Consider the following 26,299-nt stretch of genomic DNA (forward strand, 5'->3'; position numbering starts at 1 on the left):
CGATGTGGGCCGGGCTGCGGGGCCCCGCCCGCCACCCGCCGGCCGCCCGGGCGCCCGCCTCCGGGCGGGCTACCGGCCCAGCTTCTGCGCCACCTCGGTCGCCCAGTACGTCAGGATGTTGCGCGCCCCGGCCCGCTTGATGCCGGTCAGGGTCTCCAGGATCGCCCGGTCCCGCTCGATCCAGCCCTTCTCGGCGGCGGCCTCGATCATCGCGTACTCGCCGGAGATCTGGTACGCGGCGACCGGTACGTCCACTGCGTCCGCGACGCGCGCGAGGATGTCGAGGTAGGGCCCCGCCGGCTTCACCATCACCATGTCGGCGCCCTCTTCGAGGTCGAGCGCCAGCTCCCGCATCGACTCCCGCGCATTGGCGGCGTCCTGCTGATAGGTCTTCCGGTCGCCCTTGAGGGACGACCCGACGGCCTCCCGGAACGGCCCGTAGAAGGCGGAGGCGTACTTGGCGGTGTAGGCGAGGATGGCGACGTCCTCCCGCCCGATCTGGTCGAGCGCGTCCCGGATGACGCCGATCTGCCCGTCCATCATCCCGCTCGGGCCGACCACATGGGCCCCGGCGTCGGCCTGCACCTGCGCCATCTCGGCGTACCGCTCCAAGGTGGCGTCGTTGTCGACCCGCCCCTCGGCGTCCGGTACCCCGCAGTGCCCGTGGTCGGTGAACTCGTCGAGACACAGGTCGGACATGACGAGCAGCTCGTCACCGACCTCGGCCCGCACATCGCGCAGCGCGACCTGCAGGATCCCGTCCGGATCGGTACCCGCCGTCCCCGCGGCGTCCTTCTTCGACTCCTCCGGCACGCCGAACAGCATGATCCCGGAGACCCCGGCCGCCACCGCCTCCGCGGCGGCCTTCTTCAGGGTGTCCCGCGTGTGCTGCACGACCCCCGGCATCGCCCCGATCGGCACCGGCTCGCTCACACCCTCGCGCACGAAGGCCGGAAGGATGAGGTCGGCGGGGTGCAGCCGGGTCTCGGCGACCATCCGACGCATGGCCGGGGTGGTCCGCAGCCGCCGGGGCCGGGTGCCGGGGAAGGATCCGTACGTCGTCATGCCACCTACGCTACGCCCGCCCCGGCGGTGCCTTTGCCGACGCCCAGTCGGTGCGACGGCCCCCGCGTGCGGGCGGCCCCGGCCGGGAGGATGCTGGTGGAACAGGGACCCGGCAACTCCCTGCGCCACGAACCCGATCCCTGCGACAAGGACCCCGACGGCGTCCGCCTTCCGCCGCTCGTCGACGCCTGACCGGTGCCGCCGCCGTCCCTCCGTAGCCGCACCGCGGAGGACGCGATGACCGCCACCCACCACCCCCGCCCCGACCTGTCCGGCGCCGTCCGCGGCCCGGTCCTGTACCCCGGCGACGACGCCTACGCCGCCGAGGTGACCGGCTTCAACCTGGCCGCGCCCCACAATCCCGACCTCGTCGTCGGAGCCACCTGCGCCGACGACGTGGTGGCCGCCATGCGCTGGGCCGCCGCCACCGGCACCCCGGTCGCCGTGCAGGCCACCGGTCACGGCGCCAACTTCCCGATCATCGGCGGCCTGCTGGTCACCACGAGCCGGATGACGGACGTCCACGTCGACCCGCGCGAGCGCACCGCGACGATCGCCGCCGGCGCGAAGTGGCGGCACGTCCTGGAGGCGGGTGCCCCGCACGGGCTGGCCGCGCTCAGCGGCTCCTCCACGGACGTCGGCGCCGTCGGCTACACCCTGGGCGGCGGCCTCCCCGTCCTCGGCCGCACCTACGGCTACGCCGCCGACCACGTCCGCTCCTTCGAGGTCGTCACCCCCGACGGCACCCTGCGCCACACGGACGCCCTGCATGAACCCGAGCTGTTCTGGGCGCTGCGCGGCGGCAAGGGCAACGTGGGTGTGGTGACCTCCCTGGTGTGCGAACTGCTGCCGCTCTCCCGCATCCTCGGCGGCGGCGTCCACTGCCGCGGTGAGCACGCCGAGGCCCTGCTGAGCGCCTGGGCCGACTGGACGCGGACCGTACCGGAACAGATGTGCAGCGCCTTCTCACTCCTGCGCCTGCCCCCGCTCCCCCAGATCCCGGAGCCGCTGAGGGGCGGCTTCTGGGCCCGCGTCGCGGTGGCCTGGACCGGCGACACGGCCGAGGGCGAGCGCCTGCTGGCACCGATCCGCGCCGCCGCCCCGGTGGCGATCGACACCGTCGAGGAGATCCCGTACACCGCCATCGACAGCGTCTACGCGGAACCGTCCGACCCGCTCCCCGCCCGCGAGACGTGCGCACTGCTGCGCGAACTGCCCCCCGAGGCGCGGCGGGCCCTCCTCGGCCAGGCCGGCCCCGGGGCAGCGGAGGACTACCCGATCCTGAACGTGGGACTGCGCCACATGGGCGGCGCCCTGGCCCGCCCCACGCCCGTCGCGGACGCCGTCAGCGGACGCGACGCCGGCCACCTGCTCGAAATCGTCGCGGTCCTGGCCGCTCCACAGGCCGCCGCACACGTCGAACGCGCCCTCCGGGGCCTCTGCGGGGCGATGGCCCCCTACGGCACCGGCTGCACCCTGGTCAACATCCACGGCGCCCCCGGCAACGCCACCGACCGGGCCCGCGCGTGGACCCCGGACGTCTACGCCCGCCTGGTCCGCGCCAAGCAGCACTACGACCCGGCGGACCTCCTGCGCTACGGCCACGCGGTGCCGGTGGACGCGGTCTGACCGGACGCCGGGCCCGGCTCAGGCCGCACGCACGGCATCCACCGTCGCCGTGCGGGCAGGGGACACGGAGCGGCAGTCGCGGCAGCGGCCCGGCTCGGGTGCGCGGAAGACGCGATGACAGCCGTCGCAGTCCTGGAACGGGTGCGGCCGGTGCCGCCCGGTCCCGGTGCCGGTTGCAGGGGCCTCCGGCTGGGGTGGCAAGGGCGGCGGGAGCAGTTCTCGCAGCCGGTGGGCGAGCAGGCTGGCCGGGCATTTCACGAGGGCGGGAAGGTCGGCGGTCAGGGCGTGGTGCACGGCCGCCCTGCCGATCCCGTTGTCGAACCAGGCGGTGACCGCCGGGGTCAGCCGGTGCACGTCCCGCGCGGAGAGGGTGAGGCGGCTGTCCGTGCGGCGCAGACCCGCGAGGAGGGCGAAGGCCTGGTCGTGATGCTCACTGCGGGGCGGCTCCGCAGGCTCGACACGGTCAGCGGGCGGGGGCGGTACGCACTCCCGTGCCGGGGGTTCGTCCCGTACGGCTACGGCCGCCTCGCTGCCACCCGCCTCGCACGCCTCGCGCGGCATCTGCCGCTCCGCCGCGGCCCGGCTCAGGGCCGGGGCATGGTGGGCGTACGTCCGCGTGACCACCCGCCCACCGCCGACCCGCTCCCGCACCCGGTCGATGTACCCGGTCGCCTCCAGCTCCCGCAGCGCGAAGGCGATGCGGTCGCGTCCCTCGGGAAAGTGGGCGGCGAGGGTGCGGATGTCCGCGGAGGCGCCCTCCGGCAGCGACAGGATGTGGACGGCGAGCCCGATGGCGGTCAGGGACAGCCCCCGGTGCTGGGCCAGGTGGTTCCCGATGATCGTGTACCGGTTGGGCTGGTACGCACGTACGTGGGTGACACCGGAGTGGGTGGCGCTGTGCGGAACGCCCTGACGCGGGCGCAGGGCAGCGTTAGGCTTCGTCTCAGCCATGGGGAAGGTCCGTTCTTCCTCGTTGGTCAGGCCCTCGCACTGGGATTGCCGTCCCGGCGGGGGCCGATGCATGTCTGCGGTTGTCTGGCCCGAGACTGCCCGCCCAATCCCCCACCGCGCCAGCCGAGTTGCGGCGGTTCACTCCCCCGGGTGACGTACACGGGGTTTGGTCGGGTTGGGAAGGTTCTTTCCCCACAGTTCTTTCTCTTTGACCGCCCGCACCCCCGGCGGACAGCCCACCGGCTCCCGAGTTTCCGGCCTCCGGTTGTTCACCGATTACCGTCACCCAACGTGTTCATGCGTGCGTACGCTGTAAAGAGAGCGGCCCGTACGGCCAAGGGGTATCGGGAGGGCAACGGACGTGAGCGACTGGGACGCGGGGCCGGATGACGAGGAGGCCGGGGCCGTCATGCGGACGGTGTCCCGGCAACTGAAGCTGTGGCGCGAGGCGGCCGGGCTCACCCAGGCCGAGTTCGGTGCGGCCATCGGGTACGGGGAGGACCTGGCGTCGTCGGTGGAGCGGGGGCGGCGCATCCCCCGTCCCGAGTATCTGGACGGCGCGGACGAGGTACTGGGGGCCGGAGGCAAGATCGCGGCACTGAAGCGGGATGTGGCGGAGGTCCGGTATCCGAAGAAGGTGCGGGACGTGAAGCGCCTGGAGGCCGGGGCTGTAGAGATCTGCTCCTACAACAACTCGGTCATCGACGGCCTGTTGCAGACCAGGGAGTACGCCCGGGCCGTGTTCAGTTCCCGTCGCCCGCCGTTCATGGAAGAGGAACTGGACCAGCGGGTTGCGGCACGGATGGCCCGGCAGGAGATCCTCTTTTGCAACCCTATGTTCAGCTTCGTGCTGTGTGAAGCGACCCTCCGCCGCCGGATCGGCGGCGAGATGGTGCTGCGCGGACAACTCGAACGGCTGTTGGAAACAGCCGAGCAGCCGAACGTGGACCTACAGGTATTGCCGCTGGGCCGAGAGGAGAACTCGGGCCTCGGCGGCCCCTTCCGGCTGCTCAAGCTGAAGGACGGAACCACAGTCGGCCTCTACGAGGTACAGCTCACCAACCGCGCGATCACCGACCCGAAAGAGACCACGATCCTCGACATGCGCTATGGGATCATCCGGGCGCAGGCTCTCACGCCACGGGAGTCGTTGGCCTTCATCGAGAAAGTGCTGGGAGAGTCATGACCCTCAAGTCCTCTGGCGGAGCCGGTAGCGAGCTGGGGTGGATAAAAAGCAGTTACAGCTCGGACGACGGCCCGTCCTGTGTGGAGGTCGCCGCCATCCCCCACCGCATCCTCGTCCGCGACTCCAAGAACCCCCACGGACCCCGCATCGCCCTCACCCCCACCACGTGGGCCGACTTCCTGCCGTACGCCACCGCGTACGGCGACATGCCCTAGCGATCCCGGGCGCGGGATGCCGTGGCCCCGGTGTCCACCACCGCGAGCCCGGAACGTGTCGGCCCACAGCCCTGCGTCGCCGAGGCGGGGCGGCCCCGTCGAGGGCGCCCCGCCTCACCTCACGTGGTCGTCGACCGGCGTCTGCGCGCCCCCGGCCGCCGCTCGCTCGGCCGGGTCACCGGGTCGCCGGCCTCGATCGCCGCCGCCCGGCGCTTGGCGCCGAACTCGGCCAGCGCCTCGGCCAGCTTCAGCACGGACGGCTCGGGCGCCATCACGTCGACCCGCAGCCCGTGCTCCTCCGCGGTCTTGGCCGTGGCCGGGCCGATGCAGGCGATCACCGTCACGTTGTGCGGCTTGCCCGCGATGCCGACCAGGTTCCGCACCGTCGAGGACGACGTGAACATGACCGCGTCGAAACCGCCGCCCTTGATCGCCTCACGGGTCTGGGCCGGCGGCGGCGAGGCGCGCACCGTCCGGTAGGCGGTGACGTCGTCCACCTCCCAGCCCAGCTCGATCAGCCCGGCGACGAGCGTCTCCGTGGCGATGTCCGCACGGGGCAGGAAGACGCGGTCGATCGGGTCGAAGACCGGGTCGTACGGCGGCCAGTCCTCCAGCAGGCCGGCGGCCGACTGCTCGCCGCTCGGCACCAGGTCCGGCTTGACGCCGAAGGCGATCAGGGCCTTAGCCGTCTGCTCGCCGACCGCGGCGACCTTGATCCCGGCGAAGGCGCGGGCGTCGAGGCCGTACTCCTCGAACTTCTCCCGGACCGCCCTGACCGCGTTGACCGAGGTGAACGCGATCCACTCGTAGCGGCCGGTCACCAGGCCCTTGACCGCACGTTCCATCTGCTGGGGCGTGCGCGGCGGCTCGACGGCGATGGTCGGCACCTCGTGCGGCACGGCCCCGTAGGACCGCAGCTGGTCGGAGAGCGACGCCGCCTGCTCCTTGGTCCGCGGCACGAGCACCTTCCAGCCGAACAGCGGCTTGGACTCGAACCACGACAGCTGGTCGCGCCGGGCGGTGGCGCTGCGCTCGCCGACCACGGCTATCACCGGGCGGCCGCCGTCCGGGGACGGCAGCACCTTCGCCTGCTTCAGCGTCTGCGCGATCGTGCCGAGGGTCGCCGTCCAGGTGCGCTGGCGGGTCGTGGTGCCGGCGATCGTCACCGTCAGCGGGGTGTCCGGCTTGCGGCCCGCCGACACCAGCTCGCCCGCGGCCGCCGCCACCGAGTCCAGCGTGGTCGACACCACGACCGTGCCGTCGGAGGCGCCGACCTCGGTCCAGCAGCGGTCCGAGGCGGTACGGGCGTCCACGAACCGGACGTCCGCGCCCTCGGCGTCGCGCAGCGGCACACCGGCGTACGCGGGGACGCCGACGGCGGCCGCGATGCCGGGGACCACCTCGAAGGGGACTCCGGCGGCGGCGCAGGCCAGCATCTCCTCGGCGGCGTACGTGTCGAGCCCGGGGTCACCGGACACCGCACGCACGACCCGCCTGCCGCCCCGCGCGGCCTCCATGACAAGATGTGCGGCATCCCTCATCGCAGGGGCACCAACGGTTTTTGACGTGCCGTCAACGACCGTGAGCTGAGGCGTGCCCGACGAGGACTCGTCACCGTCGGTCTGCACCTCGGCGACGCCCTGCCGCGCATGCGTACGTACGACGTCGAGCACCTCGTGCTCGGCGACGAGGACGTCCGCGTTCGCCAGCGCCTCCACGGCGCGCAGAGTCAGCAGTCCCGGATCCCCGGGTCCGGCACCGAGGAAGGTGACGTGCCCGTGTTCCGGACCGGCGGGAAGGGTGGTGGGGCTCATCGTGCTCGCTCCCCCATCAGACCGGCCGCGCCCTGGGCAAGCATGTCGGTGGCGAGTTCGCGACCGAGCGCCAGCGCCTGGTCCTGCGTCTCGGGCACGGGACCGGTGGTGGACAGCTGCACCAGCGTGGAGCCGTCGGTGGTGCCGACGACGCCCCGCAGGCGCATTTCCTTGACAATCTGCCCGTGGGCCTGGGGGTCCCCCCGCTCGAGCGGAGCCGAGAGCAGGGGAAGGTCGGCCAACGCGCCCACGGGGGCGCTGCAGCCGGCCTCCAGGGCGGCGAGCAGGGACCGCTCGGCCGTCACGGCGGCCCGCGTGAGCGGGTCGTCGAGCTCGCCGAGCGCGGCGATCAGATCCGCGTCGTCCGCGGAGCATTCGATCGCCAGGGCCCCCTGGCCGGGGGCGGGCAAAACCGTGTCGACCGACAGGAAGTCGGTCACCTCGTCGGTCCGGCCGATCCGGTTCAGTCCGGCGGCGGCGAGCACGACGGCGTCCAGCTCGCCCTTGCGGACGTACCCGATCCGGGTGTCGACGTTGCCGCGGATCGGCACCGTCTCGATCTCCAGCCCGTGCGCGCGGGCGTACGCGTTCAGCTGCGCCATGCGCCGGGGCGCACCAGTACCGATCCGCGCCACCCCGGTCGGGGAGGACGCGGCCAGATCGGTGAACTTCAGCGCGTCCCGGGCGACGAGCACGTCCCGCGGGTCCTCGCGCTGCGGCACGGCGGCCACCACCAGGTCGTCGGGCTGCGCGGTCGGCAGGTCCTTCAGCGAATGAACCGCGAAGTCGACCTCACCCCGCAGCAGCGCCTCACGCAGTGCCGCCACGAACACGCCCGTGCCGCCGATCTGCGCGAGCTGCTCCCGCGACACATCGCCGTACGTGGTGATCTCGACCAGCTCGACGGGCCGCCCGGTCACCTGGCTCACGGCCTCGGCCACCTGCCCGGACTGGGCCATGGCGAGCTTGCTCCGCCTGGTCCCCAGCCTCAGTGCCTTGTCAGTCATGCCGGCCCTCGGTTCTTCTCGGTGCTGTTTCCGGCCCGGGAGACGGACGCGACCGTCTCCGGGTCGAGGTCGAACAGGGTGCGCAGCGCGTCCGCGTACCCGGCGCCGCCGGGCTCCGCCGCGAGCTGCTTGACCCGCACGGTCGGCGCGTGCAGCAGCTTGTCGACGACGCGCTTGACGGTCTGGGTGATCTCCGCGCGGTGCTTGTCGTCGAGGCCGGGCAGCCGCCCCTCCAGCCGGGCGATCTCGCCGGCCACGACCTCCGCGGCCATGCTGCGCAGCGCCACGACGGTGGGCGTGATGTGCGCGGCCCGCTGCGCCGCGCCGAAGGCGGCGACCTCGTCGGCGACGATCCGGCGGACCATGTCGACGTCGGCCGCCATCGGTGCGTCGGCGGAGGCCTCGGCCAGCGATTCGATGTCCACCAGCCGCACCCCGCCCAGCCGGTGCACGGCGGCGTCGATGTCCCGCGGCATCGCCAGGTCGAGCAGGAAGAGCGCGGGCCGTGGGCGCGGCACCTCGGCGACCGGCTCGGGCCGGCGGCGCTCCGGGATGCGGCCGACGGTCGCGGCGGTGGCGGCGAGCGCGGTGATCAGCTCGGCGTCGGCCTCGGCGTCCGCCTCGGGGCTGCGGCGCCCGCTCTCCCGCGTCCGGTCCACGGCCGTGCCGCCCGCGACCCACGCCGCGTGCTGCTCCAGCGTCGCCGCGTCCATGCCGGCCACGGCGGCCTCGCCCATGACGGAGAAGCCGGACGGCACGGTGGACAGGTCCAGCGGGCAGCCGTCCTCGGCGACGGAGGTGGGCGGCAGCGGCGTCTCGCGGACGTCGCGCCCCTCTCGCACGTCCGTGGCGGCGGCGGTGCCACGGCGGTCACTGCCGGTCTCCGCGACCGGCTCGCCGGTGCGGCCCTCGACGGCCGTCACCACCGCGTCGGCGGTCAGCACCAGGCCGGTCGCTCCGGTGCAGGAGACGGCCACGTCGGCACGTGTCAGCTCGACCGGCACCGACTCCATCGGTACCGCGCGGGCCAGCACGTCCGTGTCGTCGCCCTCGCTCAGGATCGCGGCGAGGCGCTCGGCGCGGTCGAAGGTGCGGTTGGCGACGACGACCTCGGCGACCCCGGCCCGCGCCAGCGTGGCGGCGGCCAGCGAGGACATCGAACCGGCGCCGATGACCAGGGCCTTCTTGCCGCGGGCCCACGCCGCCACATCGCCTCCGGCAGCCAGCTGCTCCAGGCCGAAGGTGACCAGGGACTGCCCGGCGCGGTCGATGCCGGTCTCGGAGTGGGCGCGCTTGCCGACCCGCAGCGCCTGCTGGAACAGGTCGTTCAGGAGCCGTCCGGCGGTGTGCTGGTCCTGCGCCTTGGCGAGGGAGTCCTTGATCTGGCCGAGGATCTGCCCCTCGCCGACCACCATCGAGTCCAGCCCGCAGGCCACCGAGAACAGGTGGTGGACGGCCCGGTCCTCGTAGTGCACATAGAGATAGGGGGTGAGTTCCTCCAGGCCGAGCCCGCTGTGCTGGGCGAGCAGCGTGGACAGCTCGGCGACACCGGCGTGGAACTTGTCCACGTCGGCGTACAGCTCGATGCGGTTGCAGGTGGCCAGCACCGCGGCCTCGGTGGCGGGCTCGGCGGCGACGGTGTCCTGGACCAGCTTGAGCTGCGCGTCCGCGCTGAGGGAGGCCCGCTCCAGCACGCTGACCGGCGCGCTGCGGTGGCTCAGTCCGACGACGAGGAGGCTCATGCCGGCATCACGGCGGGGACGTCCCCGTCTGGCCCTTCGTGGGCGGACCGCTTGCGGGCGGCGACCGCCGGTACGGCACCCTCGGCGGCGGCCTCCTCGCCGGCCTTGCGCTGCTCGTGGAAGGCGAGGATCTGCAGCTCGATGGAGAGGTCGACCTTGCGCACGTCGACGCCCTCGGGGACGTTCAGGACGGTCGGCGCGAAGTTCAGGATGGAGGTGACCCCGGCGGCCACCAGCCGGTCGCAGACCTGCTGGGCGGCGCCGGCCGGGGTGGCGATCACGCCGATGGAGACGCCGTTGCCCTGGATGATCGACTCGAGCTCGTCGGTGTGCTGCACCGGGATGCCGGCCACGGGCTTTCCTGCCATCGTGGGGTCGGCGTCGATGAGCGCGGCGACCCGGAAGCCACGGGAGGCGAAGCCGCCGTAGTTGGCGAGCGCGGCGCCGAGGTTACCGATACCGACGATCACAACCGGCCAGTCCTGGGTCAGGCCGAGTTCACGGGAGATCTGGTACACGAGATACTCGACGTCGTAGCCGACGCCCCTGGTCCCGTAGGAGCCGAGGTAGGAGAAGTCCTTGCGCAGCTTCGCGGAGTTCACGCCCGCCGCGGCCGCCAGCTCCTCGGAGGAGACCGTGGGTACCGAGCGCTCCGAGAGCGCGGTGAGGGCACGGAGGTACAGCGGAAGCCTGGCGACGGTGGCCTCGGGAATCCCTCGGCTACGGGTCGCCGGTCGGTGTGTTCGGCCAGTTGCCACGGTGCTCCTGCGGGTAGAGCGGGGCTCTAGGCGGTCATACGTCCCTACATGACCGCCCCGTCGAATGCAGGCTATGTCTTTGTGAACGCGTGCACAAAGATGGTGTCCGATTTGCCCGGCCAACGTGACCGGGGTCACGCGCCCCCGGCGCACGGACGCGGAACCGGCGCACTCGCGCACTCGTTCCTCTCTCATTGGGGGCAAAACCGCACACGCTCCTCACGATCATCGCCCCCGAGACCACGTCGCCATCGATCCTAAGCGACCATCCGGACTACTTGGACTGCTCGGTCAGTGCCTTGCGCAGCCGGCCCTCGTTCACACGCCAGAAGGTGTGCTGCCTGCCGTCGACCAGCACGACGGGGATCTGCTCCCAGTACTGGTCGTGGAGTTGGCGGTCCTGGGTGATGTCCTTGGACTCCCAGGGAACGCCGAGATCGGCACACACCTTCTCGACGACGGTCTGTGCGTCATCACACAGGTGGCAGCCGGGTTTGCGGATGAGGGTGACGAGATGGTTCTCAGGGCGCTGAGAGGTCTTTCCGCGGAACAGGGGACTCATGTCGGCCATTCTCCCGCGGTGCGGCCCGTCGGGGAGCCCCGCCGGGACGAGCAGTCCGCCCGCCCCGGCCGCACGCCGCCGCGCCGGCCGGACGAGCCGTTTAACGACACGGTCGCGGAGAGTTCACAGCCTGCGAACCTCTCGACTCCGGTACGCCCGAACAAACTGGCTATGCTCACGGGCATGGCCGCTCTCGGATGGCTCACCCCCCGTAGGCGCTCCGCCACGGCGCGGAGCGTGTTGGCAGGCGAGGCCTCGGCGGAGGCAGCCCGCAAATCCACGCAGGAGGCACCGGTCACCGGGGAACCGGATTTCCCGGTCCACGGCGACGAGCGGGCGGCGGCGTTCTTCGACCTCGACAACACCGTGATGCAGGGCGCGGCGCTGTTCCACTTCGGGCGGGGCCTGTACAAGCGGAGGTTCTTCGAGACCCGGGACCTGGCCCGGTTCGCCTGGCAGCAGGCGTGGTTCCGGCTGGCAGGGGTCGAGGACCCGGAGCACATGCAGGACGCGCGCGACTCGGCGCTGTCGATCGTGAAGGGCCACCGGGTCTCCGAGCTGAAGTCGATCGGCGAGGAGATCTACGACGAGTACATGGCCGAGCGCATCTGGCCGGGCACCCGGGCCTTGGCCCAGGCCCACCTGGACGCGGGCCAGAAGGTGTGGCTGGTGACGGCGGCACCGGTGGAGATCGCGCAGGTCATCGCCCGCCGACTGGGCCTGACCGGCGCGCTGGGCACGGTGGCGGAGTCGGTCGACGGCGTCTACACGGGCAAGCTGGTCGGCGAGCCGCTGCACGGCCCGGCCAAGGCGGAGGCGGTCCGCGCGCTGGCGATCGCGGAAGGGCTGGACCTCACCCGCTGCGCCGCCTACAGCGACTCCCACAACGACATCCCGATGCTGTCGCTGGTCGGTCACCCCTACGCGATCAATCCCGACTCGAAACTGCGCAAACACGCGCGCCGGCTGGACTGGCGCCTGCGGGACTACCGCACGGGGCGGAAGGCGGCGAAGGTCGGCATCCCGGCAGCGGCCGGCGTGGGCGCGGTGGCGGGCGGCACGGCGGCGGCCATCGCCCTGCACCGCCGCAGGCGCTGACACGGGCCGCGGAGCCGCGGAGGCGCGGGCAATTCAACTGACGTACCCGCCCGGGACCCGCCCCACTCCTCCCTCATCCCACCCGACCACAAGACGCGCTACGAACATCCGGAACCCGGACCGTTCCGATCAGAAATCGATCACTCTCTGGCATCTGATCAGCCGTCAATCGGCTACAGAAGCGACGTAATCGATGATTTGAGCAACTGGGCGTAGCAGGGCCTGCACGAAGCGTTATTCTCCTCAGACGCAAACCGGTACCCCTCCGTCGCTACGACGGGTGAAAGGTCCCGCACTGCACGTGATGGAAGCTCTGCCTCTGGGAGTCCCGTGTACCCACACGTCGGGGTTGACGCCTCGGGCCTGGCTACGCTGCGCGCAACGGTCGATTCGGTCAAAGGCCTGCTGCGCGAGTTCGTCCCCACCGCGTACGCCGTCCCCGCCCTCGCCGCAGCCACCGCCCCCGCCGCGCCGTGCTACGCGCTCGCCGACGGCAGCGCCGCCGTCGGCAGACGCGGTCGGTCGTCCGGGGCGGGGGCCACCACCACCCGGCGTCCCGCCGCGGACAGCGACAGCGCCCGCATGATGGACCTCGTGGAGCGCGCCCAGGCCGGCGAGGCCGACGCCTTCGGGCGGCTCTACGACCAGTACAGCGACACCGTGTACCGCTACATCTACTACCGGGTGGGAGGCAAGGCGACCGCCGAGGACCTGACGAGCGAGACCTTTCTGCGGGCGCTGCGCAGGATCGGCACCTTCACCTGGCAGGGCCGCGACTTCGGCGCCTGGCTCGTCACCATCGCGCGCAACCTCGTGGCCGACCACTTCAAGTCCAGCCGCTTCCGGCTGGAGGTGACCACCGGCGAGATGCTCGACGCCAACGAGGTCGAGCGCTCCCCGGAGGACTCCGTCCTGGAGTCCCTGTCCAACGCCGCCCTGCTCGACGCCGTCCGCCGGCTCAACCCCCAGCAGCAGGAATGCGTGACCCTGCGCTTCCTGCAGGGCCTCTCCGTCGCCGAGACCGCCCGCGTCATGGGCAAGAACGAGGGCGCCATCAAGACCCTCCAGTACCGGGCCGTCCGCACCCTGGCCCGGCTGCTGCCGGACGACGCACGCTGACACCGGCAGCGCAACTCTCCGCCATTCCCAAGTCACCTTCGGTGAAGTTCTGTTGACTCCGCGGTCCGCTCATCCACCGTCCGTAACCCAAGTGCCGCGCCACTCGTTGTGCGGGATGCAGGCTCCCTGTGGTCACTCCCTGGCCGACTCCGATCACACGATCGTGTGGTTTCGGTCGGGGTGTGCAACCCTCAGGACCCCCTGGGGAGTCGACCGTCATGACGAGAGGAGGTGCCGCCAGTGATCGCGAACGTATCGGCGCACCGGCGGGCGAACGCCTTCGCCCAGGCTCTGGAGGAGCAGTCCGATCGGGGCGCGGCAGCCGAGCAGACCGAAAGATCCGCACCGGCCGACGATGCGGCGGAACAGACCGAGCAGGGGCGCCTGTTGGCCCTCACCACCGGTCTCGAGTCGCTGCCCCGTCCGGAGCTGGACCCCGAGGTCAAGGTCGTCCAGCGGGCCCAGCTGGTGGCCGCGTTCGAGGCCATGCTGCAGGAGGGCGGCGCCGGAGGCGAGGCGGCGGACCCGTCGGTGCCCGAGCAGCGCCGGGCCCGTGGGGCCCATCGGGCGACCCCGCTGAAGCGGTTCCGGCCGCGCACCCGCCTGGCCAAGGGCCTCACCGCGGGCGGACTCAGCGTCGGCGTGGCCGCGGGAGCCTTCGGCGGAGTCGCCGCTGCCAGTTCGGACGCCCTGCCCGGCGACTCGCTCTACGGCCTCAAGCGCGGCATCGAGGACTTCAAGCTCGGTCTCGCCGACGGGGACGGCGAGCGCGGCCGGGCCTTCCTGGACCAGGCGTCGACCCGGCTGAGCGAGGCCCGCCGGCTGCTGGAGCGCGGCCGCAGCGGCCACCTCGACCACGAATCCGTCGGGGAGATCCGCCGCGCCCTGTCCGGCATGCGGCACGACGCGTCCGAGGGCCACCGCCTGCTCAGCGCGGCCTACGCCCGCGACCCCGACTCGCTCGGCCCCATGCAGGCCCTCTCCGCCTTCTCGCAGGCCCACCGCGAGACCTGGGGAGCGATCCGTGAGCGCCTGCCCGTGCAGCTCGGGGACGTGAGCGAGCAGGTGACGTCGGTGTTCGACGCCATAGAAGAGGACGTGGCCCCGCTGCGGTCCCTGCTGCCGGAACCCCCGGCACAGGACGACGGCGAAGGCCGGCAGCGCGGCGGCTCCGAGTCGACGGTCACGGACACGCCCGGCCACGACCGCTCGACGCCGCCCAGCACCGGCAGCCGCGACAGCTCGTCCGACGGCGGCCGCACCGACAGCAAGCGCCCCAGCGAGTCCGCGGGCTCCGGCAGCGAGGACGACGGCCTGATCGGCGGCGGCACGGGCGGACTGCTCGATCCCCCGAAGGACAGCGGCAGCGCCTCGCCGTCCACGGGCGGCGGCCGGACGCCGGTCCCCGAGCCCGACGTCACGCTCCCGCCCCTGCTGCCCGGCCTGCTGCCCGGCCTGGGCATCGAGGGCGAGGACACCGACTGAGGCGGCTGATCGACACGGCGATGGGGGCGCTCCCTGCGACAGGGGGCGCCCCCGTCGCCTAGAAGAACACCGACCGGCGCTGCACCAGCAGCTTGTAGAGGGTGTGCTGGATCTGCTCCCTGACCTGGTCGGTCAGGTTGAACATCAGCATCGGGTCCTCGGCCGCCTCCGCCGGATACCCGTCCGTCGGGATCGGCTCGCCGAACTGGATCGTCCACTTCGTCGGCAGCGGCACCGCCCCCAGCGGCCCCAGCCACGGAAACGTCGGCGTCAGCGGGAAGTACGGGAAGCCCAGCAGCCGCGCCAGCGTCTTGGCGTTGCCGATCATCGGGTAGATCTCCTCCGCCCCCACGATCGAGCACGGCACGATGGGCGTGCCCTGCCGCAGCGCCGTGGAGACGAAGCCGCCGCGGCCGAACCGCTGGAGCTTGTAGCGCTCGCTGAAGGGCTTGCCGATGCCCTTGAAGCCCTCCGGCATCACCCCGACCAGTTCCCCCTGGCCGAGCAGCCGCTCGGCGTCCTCCGCGCAGGCCAGGGTGTGGCCGAGCTTCCGGGCGAGTTCGTTGACGACCGGGAGGACGAAGACCAGGTCGGCGGCGAGGAGGCGCAGGTGCCGGCCCGCCGGGTGGTTGTCGTGCACGGCGACCTGCATCATCAGGCCGTCCAGCGGCAGCGTCCCGGAGTGGTTGGCGACGATCAGCGCACCACCCTCGGCCGGGATGTTCTCCACGCCCTTCACCTCGACCCGGAAGTACTTCTCGTACACCGGGCGCAGCAGGGACATCAGCACCTGGTCGGTCAGTTCGGCGTCGTAGCCGAAGTCGTCGACCTCGTAGTCGCCGGTGAGGCGGCGGCGCAGGAAGGCCAGGCCGCCCGCGACACGGCGCTCCAGCCCGCCCCCGGCCTCGTCGTCCGGCTGCTCCCGGGGCGGGTCCACCGGACCCTGCCGCGTCACCGGGACCTCGTCCTGCGCGGCCCCCCGCACCGGCAGGGGCTGCACCTCACGTACCGGCGCGGGCTCCGCCGCACCCTTGCGCCGGCTCCCCGCCGTGCGGCGCCGCGACGGGCGCTGCACCGCGCCCCCGCGGGACCGGTCGTCGTCGAACGGAATGACCTTGGCGTCCGCCATCGTTGATGCGCTCCTCAGTTGGCGCTCTGCGTCGGGGGGTGACCGCTGCCCCTGAGGGACAGCGCCGCGATCCGGTCGACGGCCCCCGCAAGGGCCTCCGGCGGGAGCAGTCCGGGTCCTCGGCTGCGCGCGAAGTCCGCGAACGCCTCCGCGGTCGTGTGTTTCGGCTGGAACCCCAGCGTTTCGCGCATCTGGGTGGTGTCCACGACCCGGCCGTGGGTGAGCAGCCGGATCTGTTCGGGAGAGAAGTCCGTCATCCCCAGCGTACGCATGACGGTGCCCGCCCAGGTGACCGCCGGCAGCAGCAGCGGCATCGTGGGGCGGCCCAGCCGCCTCGAGCACTGGGAGAGCAGCAGGACGCCGTCGCCGGAGATGTTGAAGGTGCCGCTGTTGAGGGTGCCGCGCCGCGGCTCGTGCGAGGCGATCCGGAGCACCTCGATCACGTCGTCCTCGTGCACGAACTGCAGCCGCGGGTCGTAGCCGAAGACGGTCGGCAGCACCGGCAGCGAGAAGTAGGAGGCGAGCGGGGTCTGAACGGTCGGACCCAGGATGTTGGCGAACCGCAGCACGCACACCGCGACGTCCGGCCGCCGGCGCGCGAAGCCCCGTACGTACCCCTCCACCTCGGCCGTGTCCTTGGCGAAGCCGCCGCTGGGCAGGGACTTCGGCGGGGTCGTCTCGGTGCAGACGGCCGGGTCGCGGGGCGCGGAGCCGTAGACGCTGGTACTGGACTTCACCACCAGCCGCTTCACCGCCGGGGACTTCTGGCAGGCGCCGAGCAGCTGCATGGTGCCGATGACGTTGGTCTCCTTGACCGAGGTCCGGCTGCCGCTGCCCAGCGGGGTGCCCGTCACGTCCATGTGGACGACCGTGTCGGCGCCCGTCTCGGCGAGCACCCGGCCGATGGTGGGCTGCCGGATGTCGGCCTGGACGAAGTCGGCGCCGCCCAGGTGGTGGCCGGGCGGGGCGGCGTCCACGGCCACGACCCGGTCCACGTCGGGGTCGCGCTGGATCCGCCGGACGAACCGGCCCCCCAGCTGTCGGGCCACTCCGGTCACGAGCACGACCTTGCCCAAGATCAGCGCCTTCCTTCCGCCCTGGCCGCCCGGTCGGCAGCCGGACCCTGCCGTCGTTCCGCTGCTCGTACCCTGCCGGGTTCCCCGTCTGCGGCCAACTTAGCGGGTCGGTGTCGCGCTGTGATGACCGCCGGATGCACCAAGTGACGAGAATTCGCGGTCGTCCGCCGAAGGCCCCGGACACGGCTGTGGCCCCTCACCGCATGCGGTGAGGGGCCACAGGTCACGCTCTCGCGGCGTCGCGACGCTTACTTCTTGTTACGACGCTGAACGCGCGTGCGCTTGAGCAGCTTGCGGTGCTTCTTCTTCGCCATCCGCTTGCGCCGCTTCTTGATAACAGAGCCCACGACTACCCTCGCTCACTTCTCATCACTCGGTTGTTTGGGCGCCATGGGCCCACACGACCTACGAGGGGCTAGCCTACCCGCCCGAGCGCTGAGGTCGTAATCGAGGGGGCGGAGGAGGCCCGACGAAGCTCTGAGGGCCTCCTCCGGGCCGCCGTCAGGCGGTGTCCACCCCCACGAAACTCTCGCGGAGGTAGTCGTGAACCGCGTTCTCCGGGACGCGGAACGACCGTCCCACCCGGATCGCAGGCAGATGACCGCTGTGCACCAACCGGTACACGGTCATCTTCGACACTCGCATCACCGAGGCTACTTCCGCCACGGTCAGGAATTGAACCTCGCTCAGAGGCCTCTGGTCAGCAGCCATGACACACCTGAACCTTCCGCACTCGACGGCCACCGGCTTCCCCTTCCGGTGACTCTTCGTCGCTGCGTGCTCACTCCCCAATGTAGGTGCGGGTGATGCGAGTGGGGAAGAGGTGCACCCATCAACGTCCTACTGGGACAGACACGCTCGTTTGAGTACGTAGCGGGTAAGCGGCCGGTAGTAATCAGACCGCACAGCGTCATCAAGTGGAACGACCACGGACACGGACCCCTCCGCCTCACCGACGAACAGCGCGGGGTCGTCCGTATCGGCCAGCCCGATGGCCTCGAACCCCAGCTGACCTGCTCCGCAGACCCATCCGTGGTCTCCGATCACCAGCTCCGGCAGCGGTCCGCCGGCGTCCGCCGCCGCGGCCAGCACGGTACGAACCGGCAGCGGCGAATGCGTGTGTGCGCCGGGCTCACAACCGGGGCGGGAGGCGCCGGGTTCTCGCATCAGCGCGACTCCTCGTACGTAGGCGAGGTTGTACGTGCGTAGGCCGAACCGGGTCGTTATGTCGACACAGCGACCCTGCGCCGGAGTGAGGACAACACATCCCGCCGCCGACAGAGCGTCTGCGAGACCGGCGTAGAAGCCGAGGAGCCGGTGCGGGTGCCCGGTGCCGAGCAGCACCGGCGCCCGTCGCCGCGCCACCGCGGCGAGCCGGCCGGCGAAGGCGTCCAGGGCCGTCAGCGTCCGGTCCGGGTCGATCACATCCTGACCTTCGGTGTGCCGCGGATCGGCCGAAACCCCGCACCTGTCCGCCATCAACCCGATCAAATCCCGCTGCGTCCATGCACCTTGGGGATCGATGCCAATCAGCACGCGCGGGTCCCGGGCCGCGAACAGCCGGTAGCTCCGCAGACTCACCTCTCGGGAGGTGGCTACGACCCCGGCCAGCCGGGCGCGCAGAAGATGAGCCCGAAGCGCTCCACGATCCCACACCCTGCGAGCGTGCCGAATCAATGCCGGGAACGCCCGAAGAACGGGAAAACACCCCACGCCCGGCGTAAGCCCCGGCCCCGCCCCACCGAACCTGCCCAGTACCCCCGGGACGGCACGGGCGGACACGGGCGCACCTCACCGCCCGCCCCGCAAATCGCCGATCAGCCGCAGCCGCAGCCGCGCCGTGCAACCGTCACGCCAACAATCCCCGCAGCGGAAACACCGCCCGCCGAGCCGCCAGCACCGCCTGATCCAGCCGGTCGGCCGGGTCGTACCCGTCCTCCCACCCGCCCCACTCCACAGGCCACCGCCCATCGGTCATCCGTGCCGGCGCCAACTGCCGAGTCCGGGCGAAGACCTCCTGCCGCCACCCCGCAGGGATCACCGCCTCCGGCTCCACCGCCTTCCCGGCCGCGATCCCCACCAGATGCGTCCACGACCGCGGCACCACGTCCACCACCGCGTATCCACCCCCACCCAGCGCCACCCACCGCCCGTCGGCGTGCTCGTGCGCCAGGTCGTGGCACGCCACCTGCACCGCCCGCTGCGCATCCAGCGACACCGCCAGATGCGCCAACGGATCCTCGAAGTGCGTATCGGCGCCGTGCTGCGTCACCAGCACCTGCGGCCGGAAGTCGGCGATCACCTCCGGCACCACGGCGTGGAACGCCCGCAGCCATCCCGCGTCCCCGGTCCCCGCCGGCAACGCCACATTCACGGCCGACCCCTCCGCGCAGTCGGCCCCCGTCTCCTCCGGCCATCCGGTCTGCGGGAACAGCGTCCGCGGATGCTCGTGCAGCGACACCGTCAGCACCCGCGGGTCCTCCCAGAACGCCGCCTGCACCCCGTCCCCGTGGTGCACGTCGACGTCCACGTACGCCACCCGCTCGGCCCCCAGTTCCAGCAGCCGCGCGATCGCCAGCGCCGCGTCGTTGTAGACGCAGAACCCCGATGCGCACCCGGGCATCGCGTGGTGCAGCCCGCCGGCGAAGTTCACCGCGTGCGGCGCCTCTCCGCGCCACACGGCCTCCGCCGCCCCGACCGAGAGCCCGGCGATCAGTGAGGAGACCTCGTGCATCCCCGCGAACGCCGGATCATCCATCGTGCCGAGCCCGTACGACCCGTCCGCGGCCCCGGGGTCCGCGGACGCCGCCTTCACCGCGTCGATGTAGTCCTGCCGGTGGACGAGCCGCAACGTCGATTCCCCGGCCGCCTTCGCGGCGACCACGTCCATCTCCCGGTCCAGCCCGAAGGCGTCGACCAGGCGTCGGGTGAGGGCGAGCCGGACCGGGTCCATCGGATGGTCCGGGCCGAAGTCGTAGCCCGTTACTGCCTCGTCCCACATCAGCTGTGCGCGGCCGCTCATGCCGGCCACCGTATCGGTCCGGTTGAGCCTCCAACGACCGGGCTCGCGACCGGCGTCACCAGCGCCGGCACGTCACGCCAGCAGGGCGGCCAGCTCCCCCATGCCGGAGAAGAGCCCCGTGGCCCCGCCGAGCTTCGCCGCGGGCGTCATCCCGGTGAACCCGTAGACGTCCATCCCGGCCGCCACGGCCGCCTGGACGCCGAGGGGACTGTCCTCCACCACGACACACCGCCCCGGCTCCACACCCATCCGCTCGGCGGCGTGGAGGAACAGATCCGGCGCCGGCTTCCCCCGCCCCACATCCTCGGAGCTGTATATCCGCCCGTCGTCGAACCACCGATCCAGCCCGGTCTTCCGGTGCCCCACCCGAATCCGCTCATGACTCCCGGAGGACGCCACACAGTACGGAACCCCGTCCGCGGCAAGCTTCTCCAGTACGTCGACGACCCCGTCCACCGGCTCCAGGTCCCGCTCGAAGGCGGCGAACACCCTCCCGTGGAACACCTCGTCGAAATCCTCCGGCAGGGCAGCACCCGTACGCTCCCGGATCAGATCGTGAACCCGGTGCATCGCGGCCCCCATGTAATCCCGCAACGAGTCCTCGTACGACGTCGGATGCCCCAGCTCCGTCAGATAGCCGGCCAGCAGCCGGTTGGAAATCGGCTCGCTGTCGACAAGCACGCCGTCATTGTCGAAGATGACCAGGTCATAACGCATGGGACGACCCTAAACGCAGAGAACCCCGCACCGTTTCCGGTGCGGGGTTCTCCCAAAAATTGTTCGGCGGCGTCCTACTCTCCCACAGGGTCCCCCCTGCAGTACCATCGGCGCTGTAAGGCTTAGCTTCCGGGTTCGGAATGTAACCGGGCGTTTCCCCTACGCTATGACCACCGAAACACTATGAAACAAACAACCAACCAGCCACCCAAACATGGGCGGGTCGTTCGTGGTTTCAGAACCAACACAGTGGACGCGAGCAACTGAGGACAAGCCCTCGGCCTATTAGTACCAGTCAACTCCACCGGTTACCCGGCTTCCATATCTGGCCTATCAACCCAGTCGTCTACTGGGAGCCTTACCCCATCAAGTGGGTGGGAGTCCTCATCTCGAAGCAGGCTTCCCGCTTAGATGCTTTCAGCGGTTATCCCTCCCGAACGTAGCCAACCAGCCATGCCCTTGGCAGGACAACTGGCACACCAGAGGTTCGTCCGTCCCGGTCCTCTCGTACTAGGGACAGCCCTTCTCAAGACTCCTACGCGCACAGCGGATAGGGACCGAACTGTCTCACGACGTTCTAAACCCAGCTCGCGTACCGCTTTAATGGGCGAACAGCCCAACCCTTGGGACCGACTCCAGCCCCAGGATGCGACGAGCCGACATCGAGGTGCCAAACCATCCCGTCGATATGGACTCTTGGGGAAGATCAGCCTGTTATCCCCGGGGTACCTTTTATCCGTTGAGCGACGGCGCTTCCACAAGCCACCGCCGGATCACTAGTCCCGACTTTCGTCCCTGCTCGACCCGTCGGTCTCACAGTCAAGCTCCCTTGTGCACTTACACTCAACACCTGATTACCAACCAGGCTGAGGGAACCTTTGGGCGCCTCCGTTACCCTTTAGGAGGCAACCGCCCCAGTTAAACTACCCATCAGACACTGTCCCTGATCCGGATCACGGACCCAGGTTAGACATCCAGCACGACCAGACTGGTATTTCAACGACGACTCCACCCACACTGGCGTGCGAGCTTCACAGTCTCCCAGCTATCCTACACAAGCCGAACCGAACACCAATATCAAACTGTAGTAAAGGTCCCGGGGTCTTTCCGTCCTGCTGCGCGAAACGAGCATCTTTACTCGTAGTGCAATTTCACCGGGCCTATGGTTGAGACAGTCGAGAAGTCGTTACGCCATTCGTGCAGGTCGGAACTTACCCGACAAGGAATTTCGCTACCTTAGGATGGTTATAGTTACCACCGCCGTTTACTGGCGCTTAAGTTCTCAGCTTCGCCACCCCGAAGAGTGACTAACCGGTCCCCTTAACGTTCCAGCACCGGGCAGGCGTCAGTCCGTATACATCGCCTTACGGCTTCGCACGGACCTGTGTTTTTAGTAAACAGTCGCTTCTCGCTGGTCTCTGCGGCCACCCCCAGCTCAGAGTGCAAGACTCATCACCAGAAATGGCCCCCTTCTCCCGAAGTTACGGGGGCATTTTGCCGAGTTCCTTAACCATAGTTCACCCGAACGCCTCGGTATTCTCTACCTGACCACCTGAGTCGGTTTAGGGTACGGGCCGCCATGAAACTCGCTAGAGGCTTTTCTCGACAGCATAGGATCATCCACTTCACCACAATCGGCTCGGCATCAGGTCTCAGACTATTGCCAGGCGGATTTACCTACCTGACGTCCTACACCCTTACCCCGGGACAACCACCGCCCGGGATGGACTACCTTCCTGCGTCACCCCATCACTCACCTACTACCAGCTCGGGTCACCGGCTCCACCACTCCGACCTCGTCCGAAGACTCAGCCGACGGCTTCACGGGCTTAGCATCACTGGATTCGATGTTTGACGCTTCACAGCGGGTACCGGAATATCAACCGGTTATCCATCGACTACGCCTGTCGGCCTCGCCTTAGGTCCCGACTTACCCTGGGCAGATCAGCTTGACCCAGGAACCCTTAGTCAATCGGCGCAAACGTTTCCCACGTTTGTATCGCTACTCATGCCTGCATTCTCACTCGTCAACCGTCCACAACTCGCTTACGCGGCTGCTTCACCCGGCAGACGACGCTCCCCTACCCATCCACACACCCGTTGGGGCTAATATGTGAATGACACGACTTCGGCGGTACGCTTGAGCCCCGCTACATTGTCGGCGCGGAATCACTTGACCAGTGAGCTATTACGCACTCTTTCAAGGGTGGCTGCTTCTAAGCCAACCTCCTGGTTGTCTCTGCGACTCCACATCCTTTCCCACTTAGCGTACGCTTAGGGGCCTTAGTCGATGCTCTGGGCTGTTTCCCTCTCGACCATGGAGCTTATCCCCCACAGTCTCACTGCCGCGCTCTCACTTACCGGCATTCGGAGTTTGGCTAAGGTCAGTAACCCGGTAGGGCCCATCGCCTATCCAGTGCTCTACCTCCGGCAAGAAACACACGACGCTGCACCTAAATGCATTTCGGGGAGAACCAGCTATCACGGAGTTTGATTGGCCTTTCACCCCTAACCACAGGTCATCCCCCAGGTTTTCAACCCTGGTGGGTTCGGTCCTCCACGAAGTCTTACCTCCGCTTCAACCTGCCCATGGCTAGATCACTCCGCTTCGGGTCTTGAGCGTGCTACTAAAAACGCCCTATTCGGACTCGCTTTCGCTACGGCTACCCCACCCGGGTTAACCTCGCAACACACCGCAAACTCGCAGGCTCATTCTTCAAAAGGCACGCAGTCACGACTGATGAGCAAGCCCATCAGCGACGCTCCCACGGCTTGTAGGCACACGGTTTCAGGTACTATTTCACTCCCCTCCCGGGGTACTTTTCACCATTCCCTCACGGTACTATCCGCTATCGGTCACCAGGGAATATTTAGGCTTAGCGGGTGGTCCCGCCAGATTCACACGGGATTTCTCGGGCCCCGTGCTACTTGGGTGTCTCTCAAACGAGCCGCTGACGTTTCGACTACGGGGGTCTTACCCTCTACGCCGGACCTTTCGCATGTCCTTCGCCTACATCAACGGTTTCTGACTCGTCCCACGGTAAGCAGACCGTGGAAGAGAGATCCCACAACCCCGTACACGCAACCCCTGCCGGGTCTCACACGTATACGGTTTAGCCTCATCCAGTTTCGCTCGCCACTACTCCCGGAATCACGGTTGTTTTCTCTTCCTGCGGGTACTGAGATGTTTCACTTCCCCGCGTTCCCTCCACACTGCCTATGTGTTCAGCAGCGGGTGACAGCCCATGACGACTGCCGGGTTTCCCCATTCGGACACCCCCGGATCAAAGCCTGGTTGACGACTCCCCGGGGCCTATCGTGGCCTCCCACGTCCTTCATCGGTTCCTGGTGCCAAGGCATCCACCGTGCGCCCTTAAAAACTTGGCCACAGATGCTCGCGTCCACTGTGCAGTTCTCAAACAACGACCAACCACCCATCACCCCGGAAAAACTCCCGAGTGCACTGGGGCCGGCACTGAAGGCAGCCACACGGGCCGTACCCTCAGATACCCAACAGCGTGCCCGACACCCCCGCGCCTCCCGTAGTCCGCGTTCCACGCTCCGAAGAGCAGTACTAGCGGCCCGAACAGACCGAGTGTGCCGAGTAGTCAACGTTCCACCCATGAGCAACCAGCATCAGACACTCGCTGATGTACTGGCCTCTGACCGCGTCCCGAAGGACTCGGTGAGAAGTGCTCCTTAGAAAGGAGGTGATCCAGCCGCACCTTCCGGTACGGCTACCTTGTTACGACTTCGTCCCAATCGCCAGTCCCACCTTCGACAGCTCCCTCCCCACAAGGGGGTTGGGCCACCGGCTTCGGGTGTTACCGACTTTCGTGACGTGACGGGCGGTGTGTACAAGGCCCGGGAACGTATTCACCGCAGCAATGCTGATCTGCGATTACTAGCGACTCCGACTTCATGGGGTCGAGTTGCAGACCCCAATCCGAACTGAGACCGGCTTTTTGAGATTCGCTCCACCTCGCGGTATCGCAGCTCATTGTACCGGCCATTGTAGCACGTGTGCAGCCCAAGACATAAGGGGCATGATGACTTGACGTCGTCCCCACCTTCCTCCGAGTTGACCCCGGCGGTCTCCCGTGAGTCCCCAGCACCACAAGGGCCTGCTGGCAACACGGGACAAGGGTTGCGCTCGTTGCGGGACTTAACCCAACATCTCACGACACGAGCTGACGACAGCCATGCACCACCTGTACACCGACCACAAGGGGGCACCCATCTCTGGATGTTTCCGGTGTATGTCAAGCCTTGGTAAGGTTCTTCGCGTTGCGTCGAATTAAGCCACATGCTCCGCCGCTTGTGCGGGCCCCCGTCAATTCCTTTGAGTTTTAGCCTTGCGGCCGTACTCCCCAGGCGGGGCACTTAATGCGTTAGCTGCGGCACGGACAACGTGGAATGTTGCCCACACCTAGTGCCCACCGTTTACGGCGTGGACTACCAGGGTATCTAATCCTGTTCGCTCCCCACGCTTTCGCTCCTCAGCGTCAGTATCGGCCCAGAGATCCGCCTTCGCCACCGGTGTTCCTCCTGATATCTGCGCATTTCACCGCTACACCAGGAATTCCGATCTCCCCTACCGAACTCTAGCCTGCCCGTATCGACTGCAGACCCGGGGTTAAGCCCCGGGCTTTCACAACCGACGTGACAAGCCGCCTACGAGCTCTTTACGCCCAATAATTCCGGACAACGCTTGCGCCCTACGTATTACCGCGGCTGCTGGCACGTAGTTAGTAGCGCTTCTTCTGCAGGTACCGTCACTTTCGCTTCTTCCCTGCTGAAAGAGGTTTACAACCCGAAGGCCGTCATCCCTCACGCGGCGTCGCTGCATCAGGCTTTCGCCCATTGTGCAATATTCCCCACTGCTGCCTCCCGTAGGAGTCTGGGCCGTGTCTCAGTCCCAGTGTGGCCGGTCGCCCTCTCAGGCCGGCTACCCGTCGTCGCCTTGGTGAGCCATTACCTCACCAACTAGCTGATAGGCCGCGGGCTCATCCTGCACCGCCGGAGCTTTCCACCACCAGAGGATGCCCCCAGTGGTTGTATCCGGTATTAGACCCCGTTTCCAGGGCTTGTCCCAGAGTGCAGGGCAGATTGCCCACGTGTTACTCACCCGTTCGCCACTAATCCCCTCCCGAAGGAGGTTCATCGTTCGACTTGCATGTGTTAAGCACGCCGCCAGCGTTCGTCCTGAGCCAGGATCAAACTCTCCGTGAATGCTTTTCACGGGAGCGGAACAGCCAGGAGGAATATCCCCGGCCGTTCACAGCGTCCTCGCTGTATTTTTTCAAAGGAACCTCGCCACCAGACCAAAATGGTCCGGTAGACGGGGTATCAACATATCTGGCGTTGACTTTTGGCACGCTGTTGAGTTCTCAAGGAACGGACGCTTCCTTTGTACTCACCCGAGAGACTCTCTCGCGGCTTTCCTCCGGGCGCTTCCCTTCGGTGTTTCCGACTCTATCAGATCCTTTTCCGATCCGATTTCCTCGGCGCTTTCCAGGTTCCCGCTCTCGCGGTTTCCTTTCCGGCGGTTCTGACTCTATCAGATCCTTTCGGGCCCGATTCCCTGTCAGAAGGGCTTGTCTTCACGGCTGTTGGGCCGTTCCGACGGGGTGAGACTTTAGCGGATCCTCGGCTCTCGAGCTAATCGAGGGCCGCGTTCTTTCGAACTCGGATTCCTCATTCCGCAAATGCACGCACCACTGG

At 68.8% G+C, this 26,299-nt stretch carries 20 protein-coding genes and 3 rRNA genes; 6 read left to right on the forward strand and 17 right to left on the reverse strand.

The genetic code is table 11. The annotated features are described in order from the left end of the window. Window positions 1-69: 69 nt before the first annotated feature. Window positions 70-1,065, reverse strand: coding sequence for a porphobilinogen synthase (hemB, locus tag ACLGIH_RS14435; RefSeq protein WP_416525648.1), 996 nt, complete (start codon window positions 1,063-1,065; stop codon window positions 70-72). Between the two features lie 237 nt (window positions 1,066-1,302). On the opposite strand from hemB, the gene ACLGIH_RS14440 reads away from it, so the two are divergent. Next, the gene (locus ACLGIH_RS14440; protein WP_416525649.1) at window positions 1,303-2,694 is read left to right on the forward strand and encodes an FAD-binding oxidoreductase; all 1,392 of its coding nucleotides are present in this window, start codon (window positions 1,303-1,305) and stop codon (window positions 2,692-2,694) included. Window positions 2,695-2,712: 18 nt separating this feature from the next. On the opposite strand, the gene ACLGIH_RS14445 is transcribed toward ACLGIH_RS14440, so the two are convergent. After that, entirely contained in the window at window positions 2,713-3,645 is a 933-nt protein-coding gene (locus ACLGIH_RS14445; protein WP_416525650.1) for a helix-turn-helix domain-containing protein, read from the reverse strand. 361 nt (window positions 3,646-4,006) lie between these two features. Here ACLGIH_RS14445 and ACLGIH_RS14450 point away from each other — a divergent pair, with 361 nt between their 5' ends. Beyond that, window positions 4,007-4,831 (forward strand): helix-turn-helix domain-containing protein, encoded by an 825-nt coding sequence (locus ACLGIH_RS14450; RefSeq protein ID WP_416525651.1) that lies wholly within the window; start codon window positions 4,007-4,009, stop codon window positions 4,829-4,831. Further along, entirely contained in the window at window positions 4,828-5,046 is a 219-nt protein-coding gene (locus tag ACLGIH_RS14455; protein WP_416525652.1) for a DUF397 domain-containing protein, read from the forward strand. The genes ACLGIH_RS14450 and ACLGIH_RS14455 overlap by 4 nt, the downstream gene beginning before the upstream one ends. Before the next feature lie 119 nt (window positions 5,047-5,165). On the opposite strand, the gene ACLGIH_RS14460 is transcribed toward ACLGIH_RS14455, so the two are convergent. From ACLGIH_RS14460 to ACLGIH_RS14480, 5 genes are all read right to left on the reverse strand, one after another. Further along, window positions 5,166-6,860, reverse strand: a complete 1,695-nt coding sequence (locus ACLGIH_RS14460; RefSeq protein ID WP_416525653.1) for a bifunctional uroporphyrinogen-III C-methyltransferase/uroporphyrinogen-III synthase — start codon at window positions 6,858-6,860, stop codon at window positions 5,166-5,168. Continuing rightward, entirely contained in the window at window positions 6,857-7,867 is a 1,011-nt protein-coding gene (gene hemC / locus ACLGIH_RS14465) for a hydroxymethylbilane synthase (protein WP_416525654.1), read from the reverse strand. Before hemC ends, ACLGIH_RS14460 begins: the two co-directional genes overlap by 4 nt. Continuing rightward, window positions 7,864-9,609 carry a glutamyl-tRNA reductase gene (locus ACLGIH_RS14470; RefSeq protein WP_416525655.1) on the reverse strand — a complete coding sequence of 582 codons (1,746 nt, stop codon included), beginning with the start codon at window positions 9,607-9,609 and terminating at the stop codon, window positions 7,864-7,866. The genes hemC and ACLGIH_RS14470 overlap by 4 nt, the downstream gene beginning before the upstream one ends. Continuing rightward, a complete protein-coding gene (locus ACLGIH_RS14475; protein WP_416525656.1) occupies window positions 9,606-10,367 on the reverse strand; it encodes a redox-sensing transcriptional repressor Rex in 762 nt (253 codons plus the stop codon). Before ACLGIH_RS14475 ends, ACLGIH_RS14470 begins: the two co-directional genes overlap by 4 nt. A gap of 274 nt (window positions 10,368-10,641) precedes the next feature. Further along, complete coding sequence (locus ACLGIH_RS14480; protein ID WP_416525657.1) at window positions 10,642-10,938, reverse strand: glutaredoxin family protein; 297 nt, start codon at window positions 10,936-10,938, stop codon at window positions 10,642-10,644. Window positions 10,939-11,112: 174 nt separating this feature from the next. Between ACLGIH_RS14480 and ACLGIH_RS14485 the strand changes: the two genes are divergently transcribed. The 3 genes from ACLGIH_RS14485 to ACLGIH_RS14495 all read left to right on the forward strand — a co-directional run bounded on the left by ACLGIH_RS14485 (window position 11,113) and on the right by ACLGIH_RS14495 (window position 14,631). Further along, complete coding sequence (locus ACLGIH_RS14485; RefSeq protein WP_416525658.1) at window positions 11,113-12,027, forward strand: HAD family hydrolase; 915 nt, start codon at window positions 11,113-11,115, stop codon at window positions 12,025-12,027. A 330-nt stretch (window positions 12,028-12,357) separates the two neighbouring features. Next, the gene (locus tag ACLGIH_RS14490; protein WP_416525659.1) at window positions 12,358-13,146 is read left to right on the forward strand and encodes an ECF subfamily RNA polymerase sigma factor, BldN family; all 789 of its coding nucleotides are present in this window, start codon (window positions 12,358-12,360) and stop codon (window positions 13,144-13,146) included. Window positions 13,147-13,386: 240 nt separating this feature from the next. After that, complete coding sequence (locus ACLGIH_RS14495; RefSeq protein ID WP_416525660.1) at window positions 13,387-14,631, forward strand: DUF5667 domain-containing protein; 1,245 nt, start codon at window positions 13,387-13,389, stop codon at window positions 14,629-14,631. Between the two features lie 58 nt (window positions 14,632-14,689). Here the strand turns inward: ACLGIH_RS14495 and ACLGIH_RS14500 are convergent, their stop codons facing one another. From ACLGIH_RS14500 to ACLGIH_RS14545, 10 genes are all read right to left on the reverse strand, one after another. Further along, window positions 14,690-15,760 (reverse strand): lysophospholipid acyltransferase family protein, encoded by a 1,071-nt coding sequence (locus ACLGIH_RS14500; protein ID WP_416525661.1) that lies wholly within the window; start codon window positions 15,758-15,760, stop codon window positions 14,690-14,692. 14 nt (window positions 15,761-15,774) lie between these two features. Next, entirely contained in the window at window positions 15,775-16,836 is a 1,062-nt protein-coding gene (locus ACLGIH_RS14505) for an NAD-dependent epimerase/dehydratase family protein (protein WP_416525662.1), read from the reverse strand. A gap of 248 nt (window positions 16,837-17,084) precedes the next feature. Next, window positions 17,085-17,183: a 30S ribosomal protein bS22 gene (locus tag ACLGIH_RS14510; RefSeq protein ID WP_003948845.1), complete on the reverse strand. Its 99-nt coding sequence runs from the start codon at window positions 17,181-17,183 to the stop codon at window positions 17,085-17,087. Between the two features lie 154 nt (window positions 17,184-17,337). Further along, complete coding sequence (locus tag ACLGIH_RS14515; protein ID WP_416525663.1) at window positions 17,338-17,547, reverse strand: helix-turn-helix domain-containing protein; 210 nt, start codon at window positions 17,545-17,547, stop codon at window positions 17,338-17,340. Window positions 17,548-17,676: 129 nt separating this feature from the next. After that, window positions 17,677-18,492 (reverse strand): phosphatase, encoded by an 816-nt coding sequence (locus ACLGIH_RS14520; RefSeq protein WP_416525664.1) that lies wholly within the window; start codon window positions 18,490-18,492, stop codon window positions 17,677-17,679. A gap of 193 nt (window positions 18,493-18,685) precedes the next feature. Further along, window positions 18,686-19,858 carry an acetoin utilization protein AcuC gene (locus ACLGIH_RS14525; RefSeq protein WP_416525665.1) on the reverse strand — a complete coding sequence of 391 codons (1,173 nt, stop codon included), beginning with the start codon at window positions 19,856-19,858 and terminating at the stop codon, window positions 18,686-18,688. A 72-nt stretch (window positions 19,859-19,930) separates the two neighbouring features. Beyond that, window positions 19,931-20,575, reverse strand: a complete 645-nt coding sequence (locus ACLGIH_RS14530) for an HAD family hydrolase (protein ID WP_416525666.1) — start codon at window positions 20,573-20,575, stop codon at window positions 19,931-19,933. A 61-nt stretch (window positions 20,576-20,636) separates the two neighbouring features. Beyond that, window positions 20,637-20,753 (reverse strand): 5S ribosomal RNA (gene rrf, locus ACLGIH_RS14535). Window positions 20,754-20,840: 87 nt separating this feature from the next. Continuing rightward, window positions 20,841-23,962, reverse strand: a 23S ribosomal RNA gene (locus tag ACLGIH_RS14540). A 316-nt stretch (window positions 23,963-24,278) separates the two neighbouring features. Next, window positions 24,279-25,807, reverse strand: a 16S ribosomal RNA gene (locus ACLGIH_RS14545). Together the 16S, 23S and 5S rRNA genes form the textbook arrangement of a ribosomal RNA operon. Between the last annotated feature and the right edge of the window lie 492 nt (window positions 25,808-26,299).

Origin of the sequence: Streptomyces hamibioticus (assembly GCF_047946815.1) — a bacterium.
Taxonomy (GTDB): Bacteria; Actinomycetota; Actinomycetes; order Streptomycetales; family Streptomycetaceae; genus Streptomyces.

What these genes read in the sequence shown, in the direction of transcription:
- hemB (WP_416525648.1), bottom strand. Translation starts at nt 1,065, where the DNA reads ATGACGACGTACGGATCCTTCCCCGGCACCCGGCCCCGGCGGCTGCGG.
- ACLGIH_RS14440 (WP_416525649.1), top strand. Translation starts at nt 1,303, where the DNA reads ATGACCGCCACCCACCACCCCCGCCCCGACCTGTCCGGCGCCGTCCGC.
- ACLGIH_RS14445 (WP_416525650.1), bottom strand. Translation starts at nt 3,645, where the DNA reads ATGGCTGAGACGAAGCCTAACGCTGCCCTGCGCCCGCGTCAGGGCGTT.
- ACLGIH_RS14455 (WP_416525652.1), top strand. Translation starts at nt 4,828, where the DNA reads ATGACCCTCAAGTCCTCTGGCGGAGCCGGTAGCGAGCTGGGGTGGATA.
- ACLGIH_RS14460 (WP_416525653.1), bottom strand. Translation starts at nt 6,860, where the DNA reads ATGAGCCCCACCACCCTTCCCGCCGGTCCGGAACACGGGCACGTCACC.
- hemC (WP_416525654.1), bottom strand. Translation starts at nt 7,867, where the DNA reads ATGACTGACAAGGCACTGAGGCTGGGGACCAGGCGGAGCAAGCTCGCC.
- ACLGIH_RS14470 (WP_416525655.1), bottom strand. Translation starts at nt 9,609, where the DNA reads ATGAGCCTCCTCGTCGTCGGACTGAGCCACCGCAGCGCGCCGGTCAGC.
- ACLGIH_RS14480 (WP_416525657.1), bottom strand. Translation starts at nt 10,938, where the DNA reads ATGGCCGACATGAGTCCCCTGTTCCGCGGAAAGACCTCTCAGCGCCCT.
- ACLGIH_RS14485 (WP_416525658.1), top strand. Translation starts at nt 11,113, where the DNA reads ATGGCCGCTCTCGGATGGCTCACCCCCCGTAGGCGCTCCGCCACGGCG.
- ACLGIH_RS14500 (WP_416525661.1), bottom strand. Translation starts at nt 15,760, where the DNA reads ATGGCGGACGCCAAGGTCATTCCGTTCGACGACGACCGGTCCCGCGGG.
- ACLGIH_RS14515 (WP_416525663.1), bottom strand. Translation starts at nt 17,547, where the DNA reads ATGGCTGCTGACCAGAGGCCTCTGAGCGAGGTTCAATTCCTGACCGTG.
- ACLGIH_RS14525 (WP_416525665.1), bottom strand. Translation starts at nt 19,858, where the DNA reads ATGAGCGGCCGCGCACAGCTGATGTGGGACGAGGCAGTAACGGGCTAC.
- ACLGIH_RS14530 (WP_416525666.1), bottom strand. Translation starts at nt 20,575, where the DNA reads ATGCGTTATGACCTGGTCATCTTCGACAATGACGGCGTGCTTGTCGAC.